We start from the raw sequence: 17,259 nt of genomic DNA, 5'->3' as shown, positions 1-17,259 counted from the left end.
AAGAACCTTGGGCCTATTCGATGGCCTTGCCCATATCTTCCACTACTTTTTTAGCATCCCCAAAGACCATCATGGTCTTGTCCATGTAGAACAGCTCGTTGTCCAGGCCCGCATAGCCGGCGGCCATGGATCGCTTGTTGACGATGACGGTCTTGGCCTTGTAGGCCTCCAGGATCGGCATGCCGTAGATGGGGCTGCCCTTGGTGTGGGCGGCGGGGTTCACCACGTCGTTGGCGCCCAGGATGATCGCCACGTCGGCCTGGCCGAACTCGCCGTTGATGTCTTCCATCTCGAACACCTGGTCGTAAGGCACCTCGGCCTCGGCCAGCAGCACGTTCATGTGGCCCGGCATGCGGCCGGCCACCGGGTGGATCGCGTACTTCACGGTGATGCCCTTGTCGGTGAGCTTCTGCGCCAGTTCCTTGACCGCATGCTGTGCGCGCGCCACCGCCAGGCCGTAGCCCGGAACGATGACCACCGTCTCGGCATTGCCCAGCACGAAGGCCGCGTCGTCGGCGCTACCGGTCTTGACGGGGCGCTGCTCCTTCGCGGCGCCGCCGGCCGTGGCCGCCTCGCCGCCGAAGCCGCCCAGGATCACGTTGAAGAACGAGCGGTTCATCGCCTTGCACATGATGTAGCTCAGGATCGCGCCCGAGGAGCCCACCAGCGAGCCCGCCACGATCAGCATCGCATTGTTCAGGCTGAAGCCGATGCCCGCGGCCGCCCAGCCCGAGTAGCTGTTGAGCATCGACACCACCACCGGCATGTCCGCCCCGCCGATCGGGATGATGATCAGCACGCCCATCACGAAGGCCAGCGCCAGCATCGCGAAGAACGCGCCCCAGCTCTCGGTGGCCACGAACAGCAGGCCCAGCGCGATGGTCAGCAGGCCCAGCACCAAGTTCAGCATGTGCTGGCCCTTGAACTGCACCGGCGCGCCCTGGAACAGGCGGAACTTGTACTTGCCCGACAGCTTGCCGAAGGCGATGACCGAGCCGCTGAAGGTGATGGCGCCAATGGCCGCGCCCAGGAACAGCTCCAGGCGGTTGCCGTAGGGAATGGCATAGCGCACGAAGCCGTCCAGCACCACGGCGCCATCGGGCGTCTGCGCGCCGATGAGCGCGGCCACGGGCGCGGCGGTGATGCCGAAGGCCCAGGGCTCGGCCACCGCGGCCACGCCGATGAACACCGCCGCCAGGCCGATCATGCTGTGCATGAAGGCCACCAGCTCGGGCATCTTGGTCATCTCGACCTTGTTGGCCATGAAGGCGCCCAGGCCGCCGCCCACGACCACGGCCGCCAGCACCCAGCCGATGCCGGTGGCGAAGCTCACGCCCAGCGAACCCGTCAGCCCGTGGATCAGCGCGATGGTGGTCAGCACGGCAATGGCCATGCCGGTCATGCCGAAGATGTTGCCGCGGATCGAGGTGGTGGGGTGGGACAGGCCCTTCAGGGCCTGGATGAAGCAGACGCTGGCAACGAGGTACAGCAGCGTGACGAGGTTCATGCTCACTTGGCGGCCCCCTCTTCAGCCTTGGCTGTACCTGGGGCAGTCTTCTTTTCTTTCTTCTTGAACATCTCCAGCATCCGGCGCGTGACCAGGAAGCCGCCGAAGACGTTCACCGCGGCCAGCGCCACGGCCAGCACGCCCATGGTCTTGCCCAGCGGCGTGGTGGTCAGCGCGGCCGCCAGCATGGCGCCCACGATCACGATGGCCGAGATGGCGTTGGTCACCGCCATCAGCGGCGTGTGCAGCGCGGGCGTGACGGTCCACACCACGTGGTAGCCCACGTAGATGGCCAGCACGAAGATGATCAGGTTGATGACGGTATGGGATACGGGATCCATGGGGTTCTTCTCCTCGCGTGATCGCTGTGTCTACTTGCGGGTGACCTGGCCGTCCTGCGTCATGCGGCAGGCAGCGACGATGTCGTCTTCCAGGTCGATCTTCAGCGCCCCCTCCTTGGTGACGATGAGCTTGAGGAAGTCGAGCACGTTGCGCGCATACAGCGCCGAGGCATCGGCCGCCACGAGCGCGGCAAGATTGGTCTCGCCCACGATGGTCACGCCGTGCTTGACCACCGTCTTGTCGGCCTCCGACAGCGGGCAGTTGCCGCCGATGCCATCGGCGCCCTTGCCGGCGGCGATGTCGACGATGACCGAGCCCGGCTTCATGGCCTTGACCATGTCCTCGGTGATCAGCGTCGGCGCGGCGCGCCCGGGGATGAGCGCGGTGCTGATGACGATGTCGGCCAGCGCCACGCGCTTGGCCACTTCGACCTGCTGGCGCGCCAGCCAGCTCGCGGGCATGGGCTTGGCGTAGCCGCCGACGCCGACGGCGGCTTCCTTTTCTTCATCGGTGTCGTACGAGACTTCGATGAACTTGCCGCCCAGCGATTCGATCTGCTCCTTGACGCTGGGGCGCACGTCGGACGCCTCGATGACGGCGCCCAGGCGCTTGGCCGTGGCAATGGCCTGCAGCCCGGCCACGCCCACGCCCAGGATGACGACGCGCGCGGCCTTCACGGTGCCGGCAGCGGTCATGAGCATGGGGAAGAAGCGCTGGTATTTGTCGGCCGCGATCATCACGGCCTTGTAGCCGGCGATGTTGGCTTGCGAGGACAGCACGTCCATGCTCTGGGCGCGCGTGGTGCGCGGCGCCGCTTCGAGCGCGAAGGCGGTGACGCCGGCCGAGGCCAGGCGCTGCAGGCCGGCGGCATCGAAGGGGTTGAGCATGCCGATGACGACGGCGCCGGGCTTGAGCAGCGCGGTCTCGGCGTCGGTGGGCGTGCGCACCTTCAGGACCATGTCGGCACCGAAGGCGCCTGCCTGGTCGGTGATCTGCGCGCCCGCCGCCTGGTACGCCGCATCGGTCACGCTGGCCGCAATGCCGGCCCCCGACTGCACGTGCACCGTGTGCCCGGAGGCCGACAGTTTCTTCACCGTCTCGGGTGTTACGGCCACTCGGGTTTCGCCAGCCACGGTCTCGGCAGGCACGCCTATCAGCATAGAGATCTCCTCAGAGCAAGGGGGGCACACGGAATGCGGGCAGAGCTTACAGCAAGATTACAGGCGTCCGATGTCGCGTAAATTCCCTTCCTGCTTTCTTTTGGAAGGCCTGTGCCTGCTGGCATAGCAGCTATTCAATTGATAGCAAATTCGGGTATTCGATAGCCCTGTGCGCAAGCCCTCGGGCTGGCCTGAGCAGCCCCAAAGGCCTGCGGCAAACCGCCGGGAATTAACAAGTCGACTAACAAGTCAATAGAACCGTTGATTTAATAAATCGGCATTTGCATTCAACAGTAGCTAAATGTTATTAGATTGATTTAGAAAAATCGGAATAGCGTGCATTAGTTGCATCTCGATTTTCTCGCGCCAGTTGCGGGTGGATAGACTTTGACTCCTATCGCCGGCTCATGGAGGCCGGCGAAGGGAGGAAAAAGAGGGATGGAATGCGTATTGCTGTACTCGACGACGGCCCGGACCAACGCAGGCTGATCAACCAAACCATGGTGGCGCTGGGGCACGAGTGCCACACGTTCACCGCAGGAAGGACGCTGCTGCAGTCATTGCGCCGGCAAACCTTCGATCTGCTCATACTCGACTGGCATCTGCCCGACATGGCGGGCCCCGACGTGGTGAAGACCATCCGGCTCGAGCTGAAGAGCCGGCTTCCCATCCTCTTCGTGACAGACCGTCGCGACGAGGACGACATGGTCGAGGGGCTCAACGCCGGCGCCGACGACTTCATGGCCAGGCCCATACGGGCGGGCGAACTCGAAGCCCGCGTCAACGCGCTGTTCCGCCGCTCCTACCCCGGCCGCCAAGAGGCCGAAATGGTGTTCGGGCCCTATCACTTCTACCCGCCTTCACGAACGCTGAAAGTCCGGGGCACCCCGGTCGAACTGAAGAACCGCGAGTACGAACTGGCGCTGTTCCTGTTCCAGAACCTCGGGCGGCTGCTGTCGCGCGAGCACCTGCACGAAGCCGTGTGGGGGCTGGGCATCGAGGCGCTGTCGCGTTCGCTCGACACGCACGTCTCGCGCCTGCGAACCAAGCTTGACCTGCGCCCCGCCAATGGCTTCCTGCTGCTGGCCATCTACGGACTGGGCTACCGGCTGGAGACGATCGACGAGAACACCATGCTCAAGGTCGGCAACATGCGCTGAAAAGTTGGTGGGAATCTCTGCCACGCTAAAGTCTCCAACGGTCTTTGGACGTACCGAAACGAGACGAATGAAACCCATGATCAGGCTGCTGCTGGCCGCCACGCTGCTCTGGAGCTGGATCGGGCCGGCCGCCGCGCAGGAGGTCGAGGCCGGCGACATGGTGCGGGGCGGGATGCAGGCGATCCAGATGATCGACCAGGGCAAGGCCGGCGAACTCTGGGACGGCGCCACGGCGGCCACCCGCAAGCGCGTGCAGCGCGCCGATTTCATCAACCAGGTCGCCAGCAGCCGGGCGCCGTTCGGCACGCCGCGCATGCGCACATGGGTCGCGGTCAACCGCCAGGTCGTGACCGATCCCGACGACGACACCGCCGGCCAATACGTCAGCATCGAATACGAGACGCGCTTTTCCAACAGGCCCGACAGCACGCTGCGCGAACTCGTGAGCTTTCACCTCGACCGCGACCGCATATGGCGCTTCAGCGGCTACGTGCTGCGCTAGCTTAGTAGATACAAAAAAGACGAACCGCGAATGGCTGCTTCAACACGCTGGAAACCCAATGTCACCGTGGCCGCGGTGATCGAACGCGACGGACGCTTCCTGCTGGTCGAGGAGCAATCCGGCGACGGCCTGCGGCTGAACACGCCCGCCGGGCATCTCGACCCCGGCGAATCACCCGCGGAAGGCTGCGTGCGCGAAACACTCGAGGAAACCGCCCACCACTTCACGCCCACGGCGCTCGTCGGCGTCTACATGGCGCGTTCGCGCCCGCTGGCCGAGCGCGGCGAAGACGTGACCTACATGCGCTTCTGCTTCACCGGCACGCTGGGCGCCTTCGAGGAAGGTCGCGCGCTGGACGACGGCATCGTGCGCACCCTCTGGATGACGCCGGAAGAAATCCGCGCCAGCGTGGCGCGGCATCGCAGCCCGCTGCTACTGCAGTGCGTCGAGGACTACCTCGCCGGCAAGCGCTACCCGCTCGAAATCGTGCAGGTCGACGAATCGGTGTACTCGGTTCCGTGAATCAGACGATCACGCCGCCGCCCAGGCAGCGTTCACCGTCGTACAGCACCGCGGACTGGCCCGGCGTCACCGCCCACTGCGGCTCGCCGAAGCGCAGGCTGAACGCCGCCTGGTTGCCACCTTCACCAGCGCCCATTTCGCAGGCCGCGTCGGCCTGCCGGTAGCGCGCCTTCGAGCCGTAGCTCCCGGCGGCAGGCGCTTCGCCAGAGACCCAGCTCGCATCGTCCGCCTTCAGTTCCGACGACAGCAGCCACGGATGGTCGTGCCCCTGCACCACCCACAGCGTGTTCTTCTCGACGTCCTTGCGTGCCACGAACCACGGCGAATGGTCGCCCGAGCCGCGCTGCGCGCCCTTTTCCTTCACGCCGCCGATGCCCAGACCCTGCCGCTGCCCCAGCGTGTAGAAGCTCAGCCCCTGGTGCTCGCCCAGCTTGCGGCCGCGGTCGTCCTTGATCGGGCCCGGCTCCTTCGAGATGTAGCGGTTGAGGAAATCGCGGAACGGCCGTTCGCCGATGAAGCAGATGCCCGTCGAGTCCTTCTTCTTCGCGTTGGGCAGGCCGATTTCCTCGGCGATGCGGCGCACCTCGGTCTTGTGCAGCTCGCCGACCGGGAACAGCGTCTTCGACAGCTGCGCCTGATTCAGGCGGTGCAGAAAGTAGCTCTGGTCCTTCGACGGATCGAGCCCCTTGAGCAGCTCGTGCTTGCCCGTGGCGTCGTTGCGGCGCACGCGTGCGTAGTGCCCGGTGGCTATTTTTTCGGCGCCCAGCCGCATGGCGTGGTCGAGAAAGGCCTTGAACTTGATCTCGGCGTTGCACAGCACATCGGGGTTCGGCGTGCGGCCGGCCTTGTATTCGCGCAGGAACTCGGCGAACACGCGGTCCTTGTAGTCGGCCGCGAAGTTGACGTGCTCAATCTCGATGCCCAGTACGTCGGCCACGCTGGCCGCGTCCACGAAGTCGATGTTCGACGAGCAGTATTCGCTGTCGTCATCGTCTTCCCAGTTTTTCATGAAGATGCCGACCACCTCGTGCCCCTGCTGCTTGAGCAGGTGCGCCGTGACGGCGGAGTCCACCCCGCCGCTCAGTCCCACCACGATCCGTTGCTTTGCCATAAGCCCGCCATTGTCCCAGCCTTGCGGTAGCGGCTTTCGGCGTGTGGGAAATCGGGAAAACCCGTGTCGCCGGCTTGTCAGCTGCCGCGCCACGATGCGAAAGGCCGGCGCTAAAGTGCCGAAAACACCGCGGAGACAAGACGCATGGCCACCCCCTCCCCCGCCGCCCAGGCCGGCAACGACACCCCCTGGACGCACCACTACCCGCCCGGCATGCGCTGGGACGCGGAGCTGCCGGTCAAGCCGGTGCAGCAGATGCTCGACGAAGCCGTTGCACGCTGGCCCGAGCATTCGGCCGTGGAGTTCATGGGCCAGGTCATCACCTACCGCCAGCTCGGCGCCGCGGTCGAGCGGGCCGCCAAGGGCCTGCAGGACCTGGGCGTGAAGCCCGGCGTGCACGTGGGCCTGTACCTGCCGAACACGCCCCACTACCCGATCGCCTTCTTCGCCGTGCTGAAGGCCGGCGGCACCGTGGTGAACTACTCGCCGCTCGACGCCGAGCGCGTGCTGGCCCACAAGATCGAGGACAGCCGCACCGACATCCTCATCACCCTGGACCTCGTCAACCTGTATCCGCAGATGGCTCGGCTGCTCGACAGCTCGCGCCTGCGCAAGCTGGTGGTCGGCAGCCTCGGCGACTACGGCGCTGCGGGCGACAAGGTGCAGGCCCAATTGCAGGGCGCCGGCCAGATCGCGCCCGTGCCCACCGACGACCGCCACCTGCGCTTCACCGACCTGCTCAAGAGCGAAGGCACGCACCAGACGCATCCGCTCGGTGACCTGACCGAAGAAATCGTCGTGCTGCAGTACACCGGCGGCACCACCGGCCTGCCCAAGGGCGCGATGCTCACGCACGCCAACCTCACGTCGGCCTCGGCGCAGTACTACGAGTCGACCAAGGGCGACCCGCCGATCCTCGACGAAGGCAGCGAGCGCTTCCTGGTCGTGCTGCCGCTGTTCCACATCTTCGCGCTCAGCGCCGCCATGCTGCTCGGCGTGCGCCTGGGCGCGGCGCTGGTGCTGCACACGCGCTTCGACGTGGATGCGGTGATGAACGAGCTCGCGGCCAGCAGGATCAGCGTGTTCCCCGGCGTGCCGACGATGTACACCGCCATCCTCTCGCACCCCAAGGCGAAGGAGATGGACCTGCGCTCGCTCAAGTTCTGCGGCTCGGGCGGCGCGCCGCTGCCGGTGGAGGTGGAGCAGCGCTTCTTCGCGCTCACCGGCTGCCATCTCAACGAAGGCTGGGGCATGACCGAGACCTCGCCCGTGGGCACCTTCACGCCCGCGCGCGGCGTGCGCAAGGCGGGCTCGTGCGGCATGCCGCTGCCGCAGGTGCGCATCAAGCTGGTGAGCCTGGATGACCCGTCGAAGGACGTCACCGCGTTCGGCGAAGCGGGCGAACTCTGCATCAAGGGCCCGAACGTGATGAAGGGCTACTGGAACAACCCCAAGGCCACCGCCGAGTCGATGACGCCCGACGGCTACTTCCGCAGCGGCGACGTCGCGAAAATGGACGCCGACGGCTACTTCTACATCGTCGACCGCACCAAGGACATGCTGCTGTGCGGCGGCTACAACGTCTATCCGCGCGTGCTCGAAGAGGCGGTGTACGAGCACCCGGCCGTGGCCGAGGTCTGCGTGATCGGCATTCCCGACGAATACCGCGGCCAGTCGCCCAAGGCCTTCGTGAAGCTGAAGGAAGGAGCGGGCGAGCTGACGCTCGATGCGCTCAAGGCCTTTCTGAAAGACCGGCTGGGCAAGCACGAGATGATCGGCGCGCTCGAAATCCGCGCCGAGCTGCCCAAGACCGCCGTGGGCAAGCTCTCGAAGAAAGACCTCGTGGACGAGGAAGCCCGCAAGAGGGCCTGAGCCCCTGGCGCGACTACTGCTGCTTCGCCGTCTGGCCGAAGGCCGCGGCGAGCAGCTCGTAGGAGCGCAGCCGCGCGGCGTGGTCGAACACCTGCGAGGTGATCATGAGTTCGTCGGCGCCGGTGCGCGCCACGAAGGCTTCGACACCCTTCTTCACCGTCTCGACCGAGCCGACGGCTGAGCACGACAGCACGGAGTCGAGCAAGGCGTTCTCCGCCGGCCCCACCTTCTGGCGGTAGTTTTCCACCGGCGGCGGCAGGCGGCCGGGCCGGCCGCTGCGCAGGTTCACGAAGGCCTGCTGCCACGAGGTGGCGCGGAATTCGGCTTCCTCGTCGGTGTCGGCCGCGAACACGTTGAAGCCCAGCATCACGTACGGCTTCTGCAGTTGCGCCGAAGGCTTGAAGGTCTCGCGATAGATCTGGATGGCCTGCATGATCTGCTGCGGCGCGAAGTGCGAGGCGAAGGCATAGGGCAGCCCCAGGTGCGCAGCGAGCTGCGCGCCGAAGGTGCTGGAGCCGAGGATCCACACCGGCACCTCGAGCCCCGCGCCGGGCACCGCGCGCACCGCCTGCTGCGGGTTCTTCGACATGAAGTCCATCAGCTCGATCACGTCCTGCGGGAACTGGTCCGAATCCGATTCGAGGTTGCGGCGCAGCGCGCGCGCGGTGCGCTGGTCGGAGCCGGGCGCGCGGCCCAGGCCGAGGTCGACGCGCCCTGGGTACAGCGATTCGAGCGTGCCGAACTGCTCGGCGATCACCAGCGGCGAATGGTTCGGCAGCATCACGCCGCCGGCGCCGATGCGGATGGTCGAAGTGCCCGCGCCCACGTGCGACAGCAACACCGCAGTGGCCGCGCTCGCGATGCCCGGCATGCCGTGGTGCTCGGCCAGCCAGTAGCGCGTGTAGCCGAGCTTCTCGCCATGCTGCGCCAGCGAAAGCGAGTTACGGAACGACTGCGCGGCGTCGCTTCCCTCGGTGATCGGGGATAGGTCGAGGATCGATAACGGAATCATGGCGCGATCATGGCGCGAACCGCCCACCGCCGTGGCGCGAGGGGCTATTCGGTTTGGTATAGCGTGGTCACGCTCGCGAAGTCGCGGCCGTTCTGCTCCACGTTCACCTGGAACGGCACGCTCTCGCCCGGCGCGATGGCCGGCAGGTTTTCCACCAGCTTGAAGCCCGTGAGCTGCCCGCCGTGGTCGCGCAGGCTCACCCACAGCCGCACCTTGCCGACGATGCCGTTGCCCGGGTTCTTCACGCTGCCCGTCACCTCCACGCTCTTGTAGGTGAAGCGCTGGCTGAAGTTCAGCAGCACGCTGCCGGTCTGGGCCTTGGTGCCCGTCACCCGCACTTCCAGCGGCTTGCGCGGGCCGGGCATGGCGGCGCGGCGCATCGGCTTCCATTCGATGCGGGTCTCGGTCAGCTTCTCCATGTCTTCCGGCTCGAGAAAGATGGGAAAACGCTCGCCGGGATACAGGTAGGCCAGGCCCGAGATGTTGGTCGTGCCGCGCGCCTTGCTGCCGCTGAAGCGCGAGATCACGCCGCCCGGCGCCAGCACGATCGCGTCGGCGCTGCGGTTGACCAGCTCGGTCAGGAACAGGCGCTGCTGGATGTTGTTGCGCCCGTCGATCAGCGGCAGCAGCTCCAGCTGCTTCGCGTCGAAGCGCTCGCTGTCGCCGGCCAGCAGGTCGTCGGTGCCCAGGCGCAGCTCGGGATTGAAGTTCTCCGGGCCGCCGGTGGCGCGAATCACTCGGTCGGCGCTCAGCACCGGCGTGCGCGCGCCCGAGGCCTCGACGACGCTGTAGCCGATGCGGTAGTCCCACGCCGCGATGGCCGCCGCGCGACCGAAGCGCGCGATGCTGACGTCCACCGAGGTCTGCGCGCCCGGCTGGATCTCGTTGGCCTGCCCGTAGCCGTGGCCGATGCCGATGACCTGGCCCGCGTCGTCGTACAGCGTGGCCAGCACTTCGATGCCGCCGACCACCACGCCGTCGGTGCGCGCGTTGGCGATGCGGCCCACCAGCCGCACGCGCTCGCCCTGCTGCACCAGCCGCGCGCGCGAGAAGGTCATGCGCGGCCCCTCGGTCGCGTTGTAGGGCTCTGCCAGCTTCTGCACGCGCAGTTCCTGCCGCGTGACGTTCTTGCCGCTGGGCATGTCGATGAGCGCGGGCGCGCTTTCGCCGGGCTGCAGCACCGACACCGGCAGCATCTCGCTGCGCTCGTCGAGCCGCGAATCGCCGTCGTAGTACACGGCGCGCACGCCGGCGCGCGACAGCGGCTTGCCGGTTTCGTTGCGCGCCACCACCAGCAGCTTGGGCATGGCCGAACTGCCGACACCCACCAGCACCTGGCGCGGCTCGCCGAGCTTCAGTCCGTCCGGGGGAATGGTGCGGTCGACCACGGCCGCGGCCACCGAGGCAGGCCGCGCATCGGGCGATGGCTTGCCCGAGCCCAGGAGCAGCCCCACGATGCGCCCCACCAGCACCACGCCGAGCACCGCAATCACGCCGATGCCGATCTTGCGCAGCATCAGCTTCTGCTTCAGCGCCTCTTCGGCCGCGAGCCGCCGGCCGGCCTCGTTCTTCACCTGGTCGAGCACGCGCTCCAGCCGGTCGGACACGTTGTCCTCGACCAGCGTGACCGAGCCGCAGTGCTCGCAGGTGTATTCGTTCAGGCCCGTGCGCTTGAGCACGCTGCTGCCGCATTCGCCGCACTTGAGCGTCTGAAGGTCGATGGTCATGAAGTGCTTCCGTGTTCTTTTTCTTGATTACCTGCTTGCGCGGCGCCGCTACCAGTCGAACGCATCCGCCAGGCTACCTGCCGCCCCGGCATCGCCGAGCAGCGGCGTCAGCCGTTCGACCAGCCGCGCGCGGTACAGCGGATTGACGGAGTCGTCGTCCAGGAAGATGTCGTCGCCCGCCTCTTCCCACACTTGGCCCATGGTGCCCAGGCAGGCGGCCATCTCGAGGATGTCGGCAAAGATCGGCTCGTCGTCCTGCCACGCGCCCGCGCCGTGGAAGGCGAACTGTATCGCGCCGGTGCGCAGGTCGAAGATGAACGGGTCCGCGCCCTGGTCGGCCACCACCAGCCAGTGATCGGGCCATTCGGCCAGGCGCTCGCCGGTGATTCCGTGCCAGCGGTAGCCGGCCTGCAGCTGCCACAGGCGCGCCAGCGGCGGAATGCTGAAGTCGTTGCCGGCGGTCGGGATCGACAGGCCCGCATGGCCCACGCGGTCGTTGATCCAGTTGCCGAGCGGGCCGACCTGCGCGTAGAAGACCTCGATGGCGGGCGGCAGCGCGATGTCGCCGCGCCAGTGTTCGGCCGCGGACTGCGGCGCCAGCGCGCCATGCGGAGCCAGGGCCGCGCGGGCCTGTTCGATCGATGCCAAGTGTGTTCTCCGTTCAGGGGCTGCAGGCGGCCCGCAAGGCCGCGCGCAGCGATTCCACGTCGCCCGGCGCGACCTCTTGCACGCCGGGCAAGGCCGCGAGGCCGCAGGCGGCCGAGGCCACCACCGGCACGCCGGCCGCCACCGCCCGCAAGGCGGCGCGCGGCGCATGCTCGACGTGCGCCGGCAGCACGACCACGCTGGCGCCGGCCAGCGCATCGCCGCGCCAGTGCATGTGTTCGACCTGCGCAATGCCCTGCCAGAGCCGTTCGTCGCTCGACTGCGTGCCCAGCACCCGCAGGCGGCACGGCCAGCCTTGCAGCGCGGCGGCGAGTTCGCGCGCGCCCTTGCGTGCCAATGCGCTCGCGGCGAACACGACGAGCGGTGGGCCGGCTCGCACGCAGGCGGCGGCCTTGGCCTCGGGCAGCACCCAGTCGAGCCGCTGCACCGCGGCCTGCGGGGCAAGCCGTTCGACATGCGCAGCCACCTCGGCATGCGGCGTGACGACGGTTGCCGCACGCGCGAAGGCCTGCGTCTCGGCACGCGCCAGTGCCGGGTCGGCGCGGAAATCGCGCAGCGTCTCGTCGCCGGGCCATCGGTGTGCGGCGGCATCGAGGCGGCGTTCGATCTCGGCCATCGGCAACGCACCGGCCAGCACGGTGACGCGGCGCCCGTCCAGCGCGCCGATGCGCTGCAGATGCGGCAGCAGCGATTGCTCGACCACCACATGCGTGTGCGCCGGCTTCAGCCGCGCGGCGAATGCGAGCGCCAGCCAGCGCTGGCCGTCGATCAGGCTCGCCTGCCGCCGGCCCGCGTGCCGCGCCCAGAGCCGTTGCCACAGCGCCCGTCGCAGGCTCGCGGCCCACGGCGATTGCGCGGGCGGCATGCCTTCGGCAAGGGCCTCGCGATGCCAGCCGGTCGACGGCCTGCGCCAGAACGCGAGCCGCAGCGGCACCGGCTGCATGCGTTCGGCATGTGGATGCGCGGCGCTCAGGTAGCGCGCGAACTCGGGCGTCCAGCCGTCCACCAGCACGGCGGTGCGCCCTTGCGGCTCGATGCCGATGCGGGGGCGATGGCGAAAGCACGCGGCCTGGTCGCAGCTCAGGCAGCCGCGCGCCAGGGGCAATGCGGCAGGCGGGTCCACATCGTTCGCGCGCCGCAGCACGAGCGGCACGGCGGCGGCCGTGAGCGGCGAGCGCGCGCGGATGCGCAGTACCAGCTCGCTATCCGTCAGTTCCACTTCCAGCCGCCATGCATGCCTGGCGCGCAGCTTGAGGTCGACGTAGTTCCAGAACACCGTCGCGTCGATCGCATCGCCGTCGGTGTCGCCCGACTGCTCGATGCGCGCCGTGTGCCCATGCCGCTCGACCAGCTCGAAACCCGCGCGCGCGGCGACCGTGGCCAGCGCGTTCGACAGCTGGCAGAGCCCGCCGGCCAGGGTCGGCACCACGCAACCGCCGCGCACTTCGCGCCCGACCACGAAGCCGCGCCAGGCACTCGGCCGCCCGAGCTGGCGCCAGAAGCTCAGCAGCTCGCCGGCCGGCACCTCGATCGCATCGAAGGCCCGGCGCGCCACGCGCAGGTTCTGAACCTTGCCGGCCACCAGCGGGAATTCGTCGGCGCGGCCGTCGGACCAGAGGGACGTGCGATGTTGCGCAATGACGGGCGCATCGGCCAGCGCGTGACTGCCGCAGTGCCAGCGCCGGGCAGAGGGCCGCAGTGCTTCGCGCACTGCATGGGCCGCGGCCAGCAGCCGCGAGCGCAGCCAGAAATCGATCGCGTCGACGCGGCGCGGCGGCTGCCAGGCCTGCACGCTCACGCGGAGGGGCCTCGCTTGCGCCATTGGCCGAGGTCGGCTTCGATGCGCTCGTTGATGTCTCCGCTCCAATGCGCGCCGAAGCCGGCCGCGCGCAGCAGTTCGACGATGCGGCGGCCCACGACGACGGTGTTGGCCTCGCGCTGTTCGATCTCGGGGATCATGCCGCCGCTGAACGCCAGGTGCAGGCGGCCGGTGCGCACCGCCGTGTCGAGGTCCTGCGAGTGATAGAAGCAGCAGCCGCGAATGCCCGACGCCAGTCGGCCCGCGGCGCGCCATTGCTCGCGCACGTCGTCATGCCCGTCGGCCAGCGTGTTGCCGGCGCGGTGCAGCGCAATGATTTTCTCGCCGCGCAACTGCGCGAACACGGCTTCGAGCCGCTCGTATTCGGTCTGCGCGGGCCAACCCGCCTCGGCGGCGCGCTTGGCGGCGCATGCGCTCTCGGCCTCGGCCTTGACCCATGCACGGTCTTCGGCCGTGAGCTCGTCGGGGTCGAGGTACTCGTCGGTGATCATCCATTCGACGTCGGCATCGGGATAGAAGCCGCACCACACGAGATCGTGGATGCGTCCGCGCGTGTCTTCGGGGTCGAGAGTAAGGGCCATGCGTAAGGGTTGCCGCTTCGCGGCGGCGACGGATCGTGCTTTCTTTTTCCTGCCAGGAGCGTGTCGTATTTTCGCCCGACTGCACCACGATGGCGCGTTAATGCGAAAGCATGAGGTCTTGCGGCCTGCCCTTCCGCGCCGCGCCATCATGCGGGATGCCCAGCGGCAAGGCAATGCGCCTTTTGGCGGAGTCGGCCGCTATCCTCGGCGCCTTCCATGCTCCAACACCCGCCCGCCCTCGACCTGCCGCCCATCGACGAGCGGCTTCCGGCCGAATGGACCTCGGGCGCGCCGCAGGCGAGCGAACACGCACCGAAGTCGCTCGCCGATTGGGCCGGCTGGCTGGTTGCTCTCGCGGTGCTGGTTTTCTTCGCGGTCTTCGGCTTCCAGGCAATGACCTGGGCGCTGGCCGGCGGCTGGCAATGGCTCTGGATGCCGGTCGGCCTGCCCGTGTTCGCGATGTTCTCGGTGTTGACCGTGGTGTTCGTCTACACCACGCTGCGCGAGCGGCGGCGCGTGCGCGTGGCGTTGGCGGACATCCGGCTGGAGCGCGGCGAGGGCCTGCGCCCCGGCGAGCCGCTTGAGCTGCGGCTGCGCGCGACGGTGCCTGCTGCCGGCAAGGGCGAACGCACGACGGCGCCGGCGCGCCTCACGCTGCGGCTGATGAAGCGCGGCGAAGCCTCGATGCCCGACACCTGCTGCGACGAGGCCGTCATGCAATGCGAAAGCATGCAGGCGGCGCGGCTGCTCTACATGGGCACGCTCTGCGCGCGGCCCGACAAGAATGGGGGCACGGCGCTGTGGTTCGTCACGGTCCACGACACGGACGGCGAGCCCTTCATCGTCGCGCCGCTGCGGCTATTGCCCCCGCGTTGAGCTGAATCAATCAGCGCTGCTGGCCGGCGGCCGCCGCGATGGCGGCCAGCACGACGTCGGTCGAACGCACGCGGCCCATGCGCGGAAACACCTGCTTGTTCGCGAAGTCGTGCGGCTCGGCAGCCAATGAGGTCATCGCGTCTTCCACGAACACCAGTTCATAGCCGCGGTCGAAGGCAGCACGCGCTGTCGACTCGACGCCGAAGTTGGTCGCGATGCCGCTCATCAGCAGCGTCTTGATGCCACGGCGGCGCAGTTGCTGGTCGAGGTCGGTGCCGTAGAAGGCGCCCCACTGGCGCTTGGTGATCCGCACGTCGGCGGCCTGCACCTCGAGTTCGGGCACCAGTTCGGAGAACTCGGGCGGCGGCACGGGCGAACCGGCAGGGCGGCTGATGGAGGCATCCGCCGGCAGGCTCAGCAGCGCGGTCACGTCCACGCGCACCCAGACCACGGTGCCCCCAGCTTCGCGCAGGCTGTCGGCGATGCGCTTGCCGCGCTGCACCACCTCGGCGGCGGAATGCGGCGCGAGCTGCCTGGCCACGTTGCTGTTCTGCAGATCGATGGAGATGAGCGCCGTTTGACGAGGATCGAGGTCTGGAAGTTGGATTTGCATGCAGACCATGATACGGACGCCGTATGAGCCGGCAATGAGCGCCGCATGCGAAAAGGCCGGACCATGCAAAAGCATGGTCCGGCCTTTTATCGAAAGATGCCCACCGAAGCGGGCATGCTGCGGTCGATTACAGCGGCAGGGCGTCACCGCGAGCTGCGGCGCGGGCTGCTGCACGCACTGCGGCGCGGTCCACGGTGCTGGCCACCACGGGAGCCACGCCCGACGAAGCGCCTTCGGCGTACGGGTCGGCGCTGTGCGCGGCGGCAACGGCTTCAGCGCGGAGGGCGGCGCGGCTGGTGTTCGACACGATCACCTGGGCCGGGCCGGAGTTGGCGCCGGTGGCGTAGGGGTTGGCGCTGTGCGCGGCCACGACGGCCTGGCTGGCGACTTCGGCGCGGCTGGCGGCCGAGGTCAGTTGATGCACGCCTTCGTAGGTTTCGGCGTGGGCGGCACCGGCGGCGGCCAGCAGGGCGATGGAGATGGCGGAGAGGAGCTTCGAGGCGGTCATTTGGATGTCCTTCAATTGGTTCGGTTCTTGTTTCTTGGTCTGGATCAGCTGAAGGGCTGGTCCATGGGAAGAATTGTGCGCCGTTATCTAAGTAAAAACCCTTAGCGATTGGAACCGCGGTGTTCACACGGCGGAAACAATCACGGCTCAGAAAAGGGCAAAGCGGCTTGTCGTAGAGTGTCCGGATGAGCGTGCAGTCCTCGTCTTCCTCTTTTGCGCCCCTGGCTCCGTGGGGCAACCCGGACACCGTCTTCGACGCGCTGGCAGGCGCGTGGACGCTGGCGCGAACCATCGAGGGCCAGGCGTCCATGACCGGCATGGCCGTGTTCACCCCTGTCGCGCCGCACATGCTCAAGTACCGCGAGGAAGGCCGCATCCGGCTGGCCGACGGCAAGGAATTCGACGGGCACCGCGAATACCTCTTCGAGCGCTCCCCCGGCGGCTTCGTGGTGCATTTCGCCGAAACCCCGCCGCGCCTGTTCCACGCCATCGGCATCTTGCGCGACGGCGAGGCGCTGACCGGCTCGGCCACGCACCTGTGCACGCCCGACACCTACGACAGCAGCTACCGCTTCCTGCCCGACGGCTCGTTCGAGATCCGGCACACGGTGCGCGGCCCGCGCAAGGACTACCTCTCGGCCACCGTCTTCACCCGGAAAGACGCGCGGACCGGTTGAGGAAGATCAGTCGCGGTCGAGCCGCCAGCCCGGCATGCCGCGCATCACCGTCTGCACCAGCATCGCGCAGATGCCGCACTTGATGAGGTCGCCGGGAATGAAGACCAGCATCGCCAGCGCCGCCTGCGACAGCGACATGTGGGCGATCAGCGAAAGCCCGACGATGCCGAAGGCGTAGACCACGCCGATGCCGCCGACCACCGACGACAGGAAGGCGGCCGCCAGCAATGGCAGGCCCGTGGCACCGGCCATGCGCCGCATCGCCAGGCGCATCAAGAGGCCGCAGGCGAAGGCGCCGAACATCCAGCCGAAGAGAAAGCCACCGGCGGGCGCCACGAACACGCTCAGCCCGCCGCGTCCGCCCGGCAGCAGCGGCAGCCCGAGCGCCACGGCCAGCAAAAACAGCGCGATGGCCAGGAAGCCGCGGCGCGGCCCCAGCAGGCAGCCCGCGAGCATCACGCCCAGCGACTGCAGCGTGATCGGCACGCCGAACGGCAGGTCGATCTTCGGGATCAGGCCGAACACCGCCATCAGCGCCGCGAACAACGCGATGTACGACAGGGAACGGGACGAAGTGAGGGAGCCGGTGGTGGTCATGGCGGTC

The 17,259-nt window shown here is 67.9% G+C and carries 18 protein-coding genes; 6 read left to right on the top strand and 12 right to left on the bottom strand.

Annotation, left to right across the window (positions count from 1 at the left end):
- Positions 1-13: 13 nt before the first annotated feature.
- From L3V85_RS04840 to L3V85_RS04830, 3 genes are read right to left on the bottom strand one after another with little or no spacing between them, the layout of a single operon-like run.
- Entirely contained in the window at positions 14-1,513 is a 1,500-nt protein-coding gene (locus L3V85_RS04840; protein ID WP_237678274.1) for an NAD(P)(+) transhydrogenase (Re/Si-specific) subunit beta, read from the bottom strand.
- A complete protein-coding gene (locus L3V85_RS04835; protein WP_237678273.1) occupies positions 1,510-1,848 on the bottom strand; it encodes an NAD(P) transhydrogenase subunit alpha in 339 nt (112 codons plus the stop codon). The genes L3V85_RS04840 and L3V85_RS04835 overlap by 4 nt, the downstream gene beginning before the upstream one ends.
- Positions 1,849-1,878: 30 nt before the next feature.
- Entirely contained in the window at positions 1,879-3,009 is a 1,131-nt protein-coding gene (locus tag L3V85_RS04830; RefSeq protein ID WP_237678272.1) for a Re/Si-specific NAD(P)(+) transhydrogenase subunit alpha, read from the bottom strand.
- Between the two features lie 443 nt (positions 3,010-3,452).
- On the opposite strand from L3V85_RS04830, the gene L3V85_RS04825 reads away from it, so the two are divergent.
- The 3 genes from L3V85_RS04825 to L3V85_RS04815 all read left to right on the top strand — a co-directional run bounded on the left by L3V85_RS04825 (position 3,453) and on the right by L3V85_RS04815 (position 5,193).
- Complete coding sequence (locus L3V85_RS04825) at positions 3,453-4,169, top strand: response regulator transcription factor (RefSeq protein WP_237678271.1); 717 nt, start codon at positions 3,453-3,455, stop codon at positions 4,167-4,169.
- A 76-nt stretch (positions 4,170-4,245) separates the two neighbouring features.
- On the top strand, positions 4,246-4,671 hold the full coding sequence (locus L3V85_RS04820) for a DUF4019 domain-containing protein (RefSeq protein ID WP_237678270.1): 426 nt from the start codon (positions 4,246-4,248) through the stop codon (positions 4,669-4,671).
- A gap of 30 nt (positions 4,672-4,701) precedes the next feature.
- Complete coding sequence (locus L3V85_RS04815; RefSeq protein ID WP_237678269.1) at positions 4,702-5,193, top strand: NUDIX hydrolase; 492 nt, start codon at positions 4,702-4,704, stop codon at positions 5,191-5,193.
- Between the two features lies 1 nt (position 5,194).
- Here L3V85_RS04815 and mnmA read toward each other — a convergent pair whose 3' ends face one another.
- The gene (mnmA, locus tag L3V85_RS04810) at positions 5,195-6,304 is read right to left on the bottom strand and encodes a tRNA 2-thiouridine(34) synthase MnmA (RefSeq protein WP_237678268.1); all 1,110 of its coding nucleotides are present in this window, start codon (positions 6,302-6,304) and stop codon (positions 5,195-5,197) included.
- Positions 6,305-6,448: 144 nt separating this feature from the next.
- On the opposite strand from mnmA, the gene L3V85_RS04805 reads away from it, so the two are divergent.
- Complete coding sequence (locus L3V85_RS04805; protein WP_237678267.1) at positions 6,449-8,176, top strand: long-chain-fatty-acid--CoA ligase; 1,728 nt, start codon at positions 6,449-6,451, stop codon at positions 8,174-8,176.
- A gap of 13 nt (positions 8,177-8,189) precedes the next feature.
- Here L3V85_RS04805 and L3V85_RS04800 read toward each other — a convergent pair whose 3' ends face one another.
- Genes L3V85_RS04800 through L3V85_RS04780 form a run of 5 tightly spaced genes read right to left on the bottom strand, consistent with a single transcriptional unit; the run spans position 8,190 to position 13,981 of the window.
- Positions 8,190-9,188 carry an LLM class flavin-dependent oxidoreductase gene (locus L3V85_RS04800; protein WP_237678266.1) on the bottom strand — a complete coding sequence of 333 codons (999 nt, stop codon included), beginning with the start codon at positions 9,186-9,188 and terminating at the stop codon, positions 8,190-8,192.
- A gap of 44 nt (positions 9,189-9,232) precedes the next feature.
- Positions 9,233-10,915, bottom strand: coding sequence for an FxLYD domain-containing protein (locus L3V85_RS04795; protein ID WP_237678265.1), 1,683 nt, complete (start codon positions 10,913-10,915; stop codon positions 9,233-9,235).
- A gap of 48 nt (positions 10,916-10,963) precedes the next feature.
- Positions 10,964-11,563, bottom strand: coding sequence for a hypothetical protein (locus L3V85_RS04790; RefSeq protein WP_237678264.1), 600 nt, complete (start codon positions 11,561-11,563; stop codon positions 10,964-10,966).
- A gap of 13 nt (positions 11,564-11,576) precedes the next feature.
- A complete protein-coding gene (locus L3V85_RS04785) occupies positions 11,577-13,379 on the bottom strand; it encodes a VanW family protein (protein ID WP_237678263.1) in 1,803 nt (600 codons plus the stop codon).
- Positions 13,376-13,981 carry a DUF6891 domain-containing protein gene (locus L3V85_RS04780; protein ID WP_237678262.1) on the bottom strand — a complete coding sequence of 202 codons (606 nt, stop codon included), beginning with the start codon at positions 13,979-13,981 and terminating at the stop codon, positions 13,376-13,378. Before L3V85_RS04780 ends, L3V85_RS04785 begins: the two co-directional genes overlap by 4 nt.
- A gap of 216 nt (positions 13,982-14,197) precedes the next feature.
- On the opposite strand from L3V85_RS04780, the gene L3V85_RS04775 reads away from it, so the two are divergent.
- On the top strand, positions 14,198-14,857 hold the full coding sequence (locus L3V85_RS04775) for a hypothetical protein (protein ID WP_237678261.1): 660 nt from the start codon (positions 14,198-14,200) through the stop codon (positions 14,855-14,857).
- A 10-nt stretch (positions 14,858-14,867) separates the two neighbouring features.
- On the opposite strand, the gene L3V85_RS04770 is transcribed toward L3V85_RS04775, so the two are convergent.
- Together L3V85_RS04770 and L3V85_RS04765 are read right to left on the bottom strand one after the other, a co-directional pair.
- Positions 14,868-15,470, bottom strand: a complete 603-nt coding sequence (locus L3V85_RS04770; RefSeq protein ID WP_237678260.1) for an isochorismatase family protein — start codon at positions 15,468-15,470, stop codon at positions 14,868-14,870.
- Positions 15,471-15,597: 127 nt separating this feature from the next.
- Entirely contained in the window at positions 15,598-15,978 is a 381-nt protein-coding gene (locus L3V85_RS04765; protein WP_237678259.1) for a helicase SNF2, read from the bottom strand.
- A gap of 185 nt (positions 15,979-16,163) precedes the next feature.
- Between L3V85_RS04765 and L3V85_RS04760 the strand changes: the two genes are divergently transcribed.
- On the top strand, positions 16,164-16,655 hold the full coding sequence (locus tag L3V85_RS04760; protein ID WP_237678258.1) for a DUF6314 family protein: 492 nt from the start codon (positions 16,164-16,166) through the stop codon (positions 16,653-16,655).
- 6 nt (positions 16,656-16,661) lie between these two features.
- On the opposite strand, the gene L3V85_RS04755 is transcribed toward L3V85_RS04760, so the two are convergent.
- A complete protein-coding gene (locus tag L3V85_RS04755; RefSeq protein ID WP_237678257.1) occupies positions 16,662-17,252 on the bottom strand; it encodes a biotin transporter BioY in 591 nt (196 codons plus the stop codon).
- Between the last annotated feature and the right edge of the window lie 7 nt (positions 17,253-17,259).

Source organism: Variovorax paradoxus (assembly GCF_022009635.1).
Lineage (GTDB): Bacteria > Pseudomonadota > Gammaproteobacteria > Burkholderiales > Burkholderiaceae_C > Variovorax.
The sequence above is the reverse complement of the archived record's forward strand: the minus strand, read 5'-3'. Positions and strand labels throughout refer to the sequence as shown.

Bases quoted from the DNA above. Each gene is read 5' to 3' on its own strand.
- L3V85_RS04835 (WP_237678273.1), bottom strand. From the start codon at position 1,848: ATGGATCCCGTATCCCATACCGTCATCAACCTGATCATCTTCGTGCTG.
- L3V85_RS04830 (WP_237678272.1), bottom strand. From the start codon at position 3,009: ATGCTGATAGGCGTGCCTGCCGAGACCGTGGCTGGCGAAACCCGAGTG.
- L3V85_RS04825 (WP_237678271.1), top strand. From the start codon at position 3,453: ATGCGTATTGCTGTACTCGACGACGGCCCGGACCAACGCAGGCTGATC.
- L3V85_RS04820 (WP_237678270.1), top strand. From the start codon at position 4,246: ATGATCAGGCTGCTGCTGGCCGCCACGCTGCTCTGGAGCTGGATCGGG.
- L3V85_RS04815 (WP_237678269.1), top strand. From the start codon at position 4,702: ATGGCTGCTTCAACACGCTGGAAACCCAATGTCACCGTGGCCGCGGTG.
- mnmA (WP_237678268.1), bottom strand. From the start codon at position 6,304: ATGGCAAAGCAACGGATCGTGGTGGGACTGAGCGGCGGGGTGGACTCC.
- L3V85_RS04805 (WP_237678267.1), top strand. From the start codon at position 6,449: ATGGCCACCCCCTCCCCCGCCGCCCAGGCCGGCAACGACACCCCCTGG.
- L3V85_RS04800 (WP_237678266.1), bottom strand. From the start codon at position 9,188: ATGATTCCGTTATCGATCCTCGACCTATCCCCGATCACCGAGGGAAGC.
- L3V85_RS04795 (WP_237678265.1), bottom strand. From the start codon at position 10,915: ATGACCATCGACCTTCAGACGCTCAAGTGCGGCGAATGCGGCAGCAGC.
- L3V85_RS04780 (WP_237678262.1), bottom strand. From the start codon at position 13,981: ATGGCCCTTACTCTCGACCCCGAAGACACGCGCGGACGCATCCACGAT.
- L3V85_RS04775 (WP_237678261.1), top strand. From the start codon at position 14,198: ATGCTCCAACACCCGCCCGCCCTCGACCTGCCGCCCATCGACGAGCGG.
- L3V85_RS04770 (WP_237678260.1), bottom strand. From the start codon at position 15,470: ATGCAAATCCAACTTCCAGACCTCGATCCTCGTCAAACGGCGCTCATC.
- L3V85_RS04765 (WP_237678259.1), bottom strand. From the start codon at position 15,978: ATGACCGCCTCGAAGCTCCTCTCCGCCATCTCCATCGCCCTGCTGGCC.
- L3V85_RS04760 (WP_237678258.1), top strand. From the start codon at position 16,164: ATGAGCGTGCAGTCCTCGTCTTCCTCTTTTGCGCCCCTGGCTCCGTGG.
- L3V85_RS04755 (WP_237678257.1), bottom strand. From the start codon at position 17,252: ATGACCACCACCGGCTCCCTCACTTCGTCCCGTTCCCTGTCGTACATC.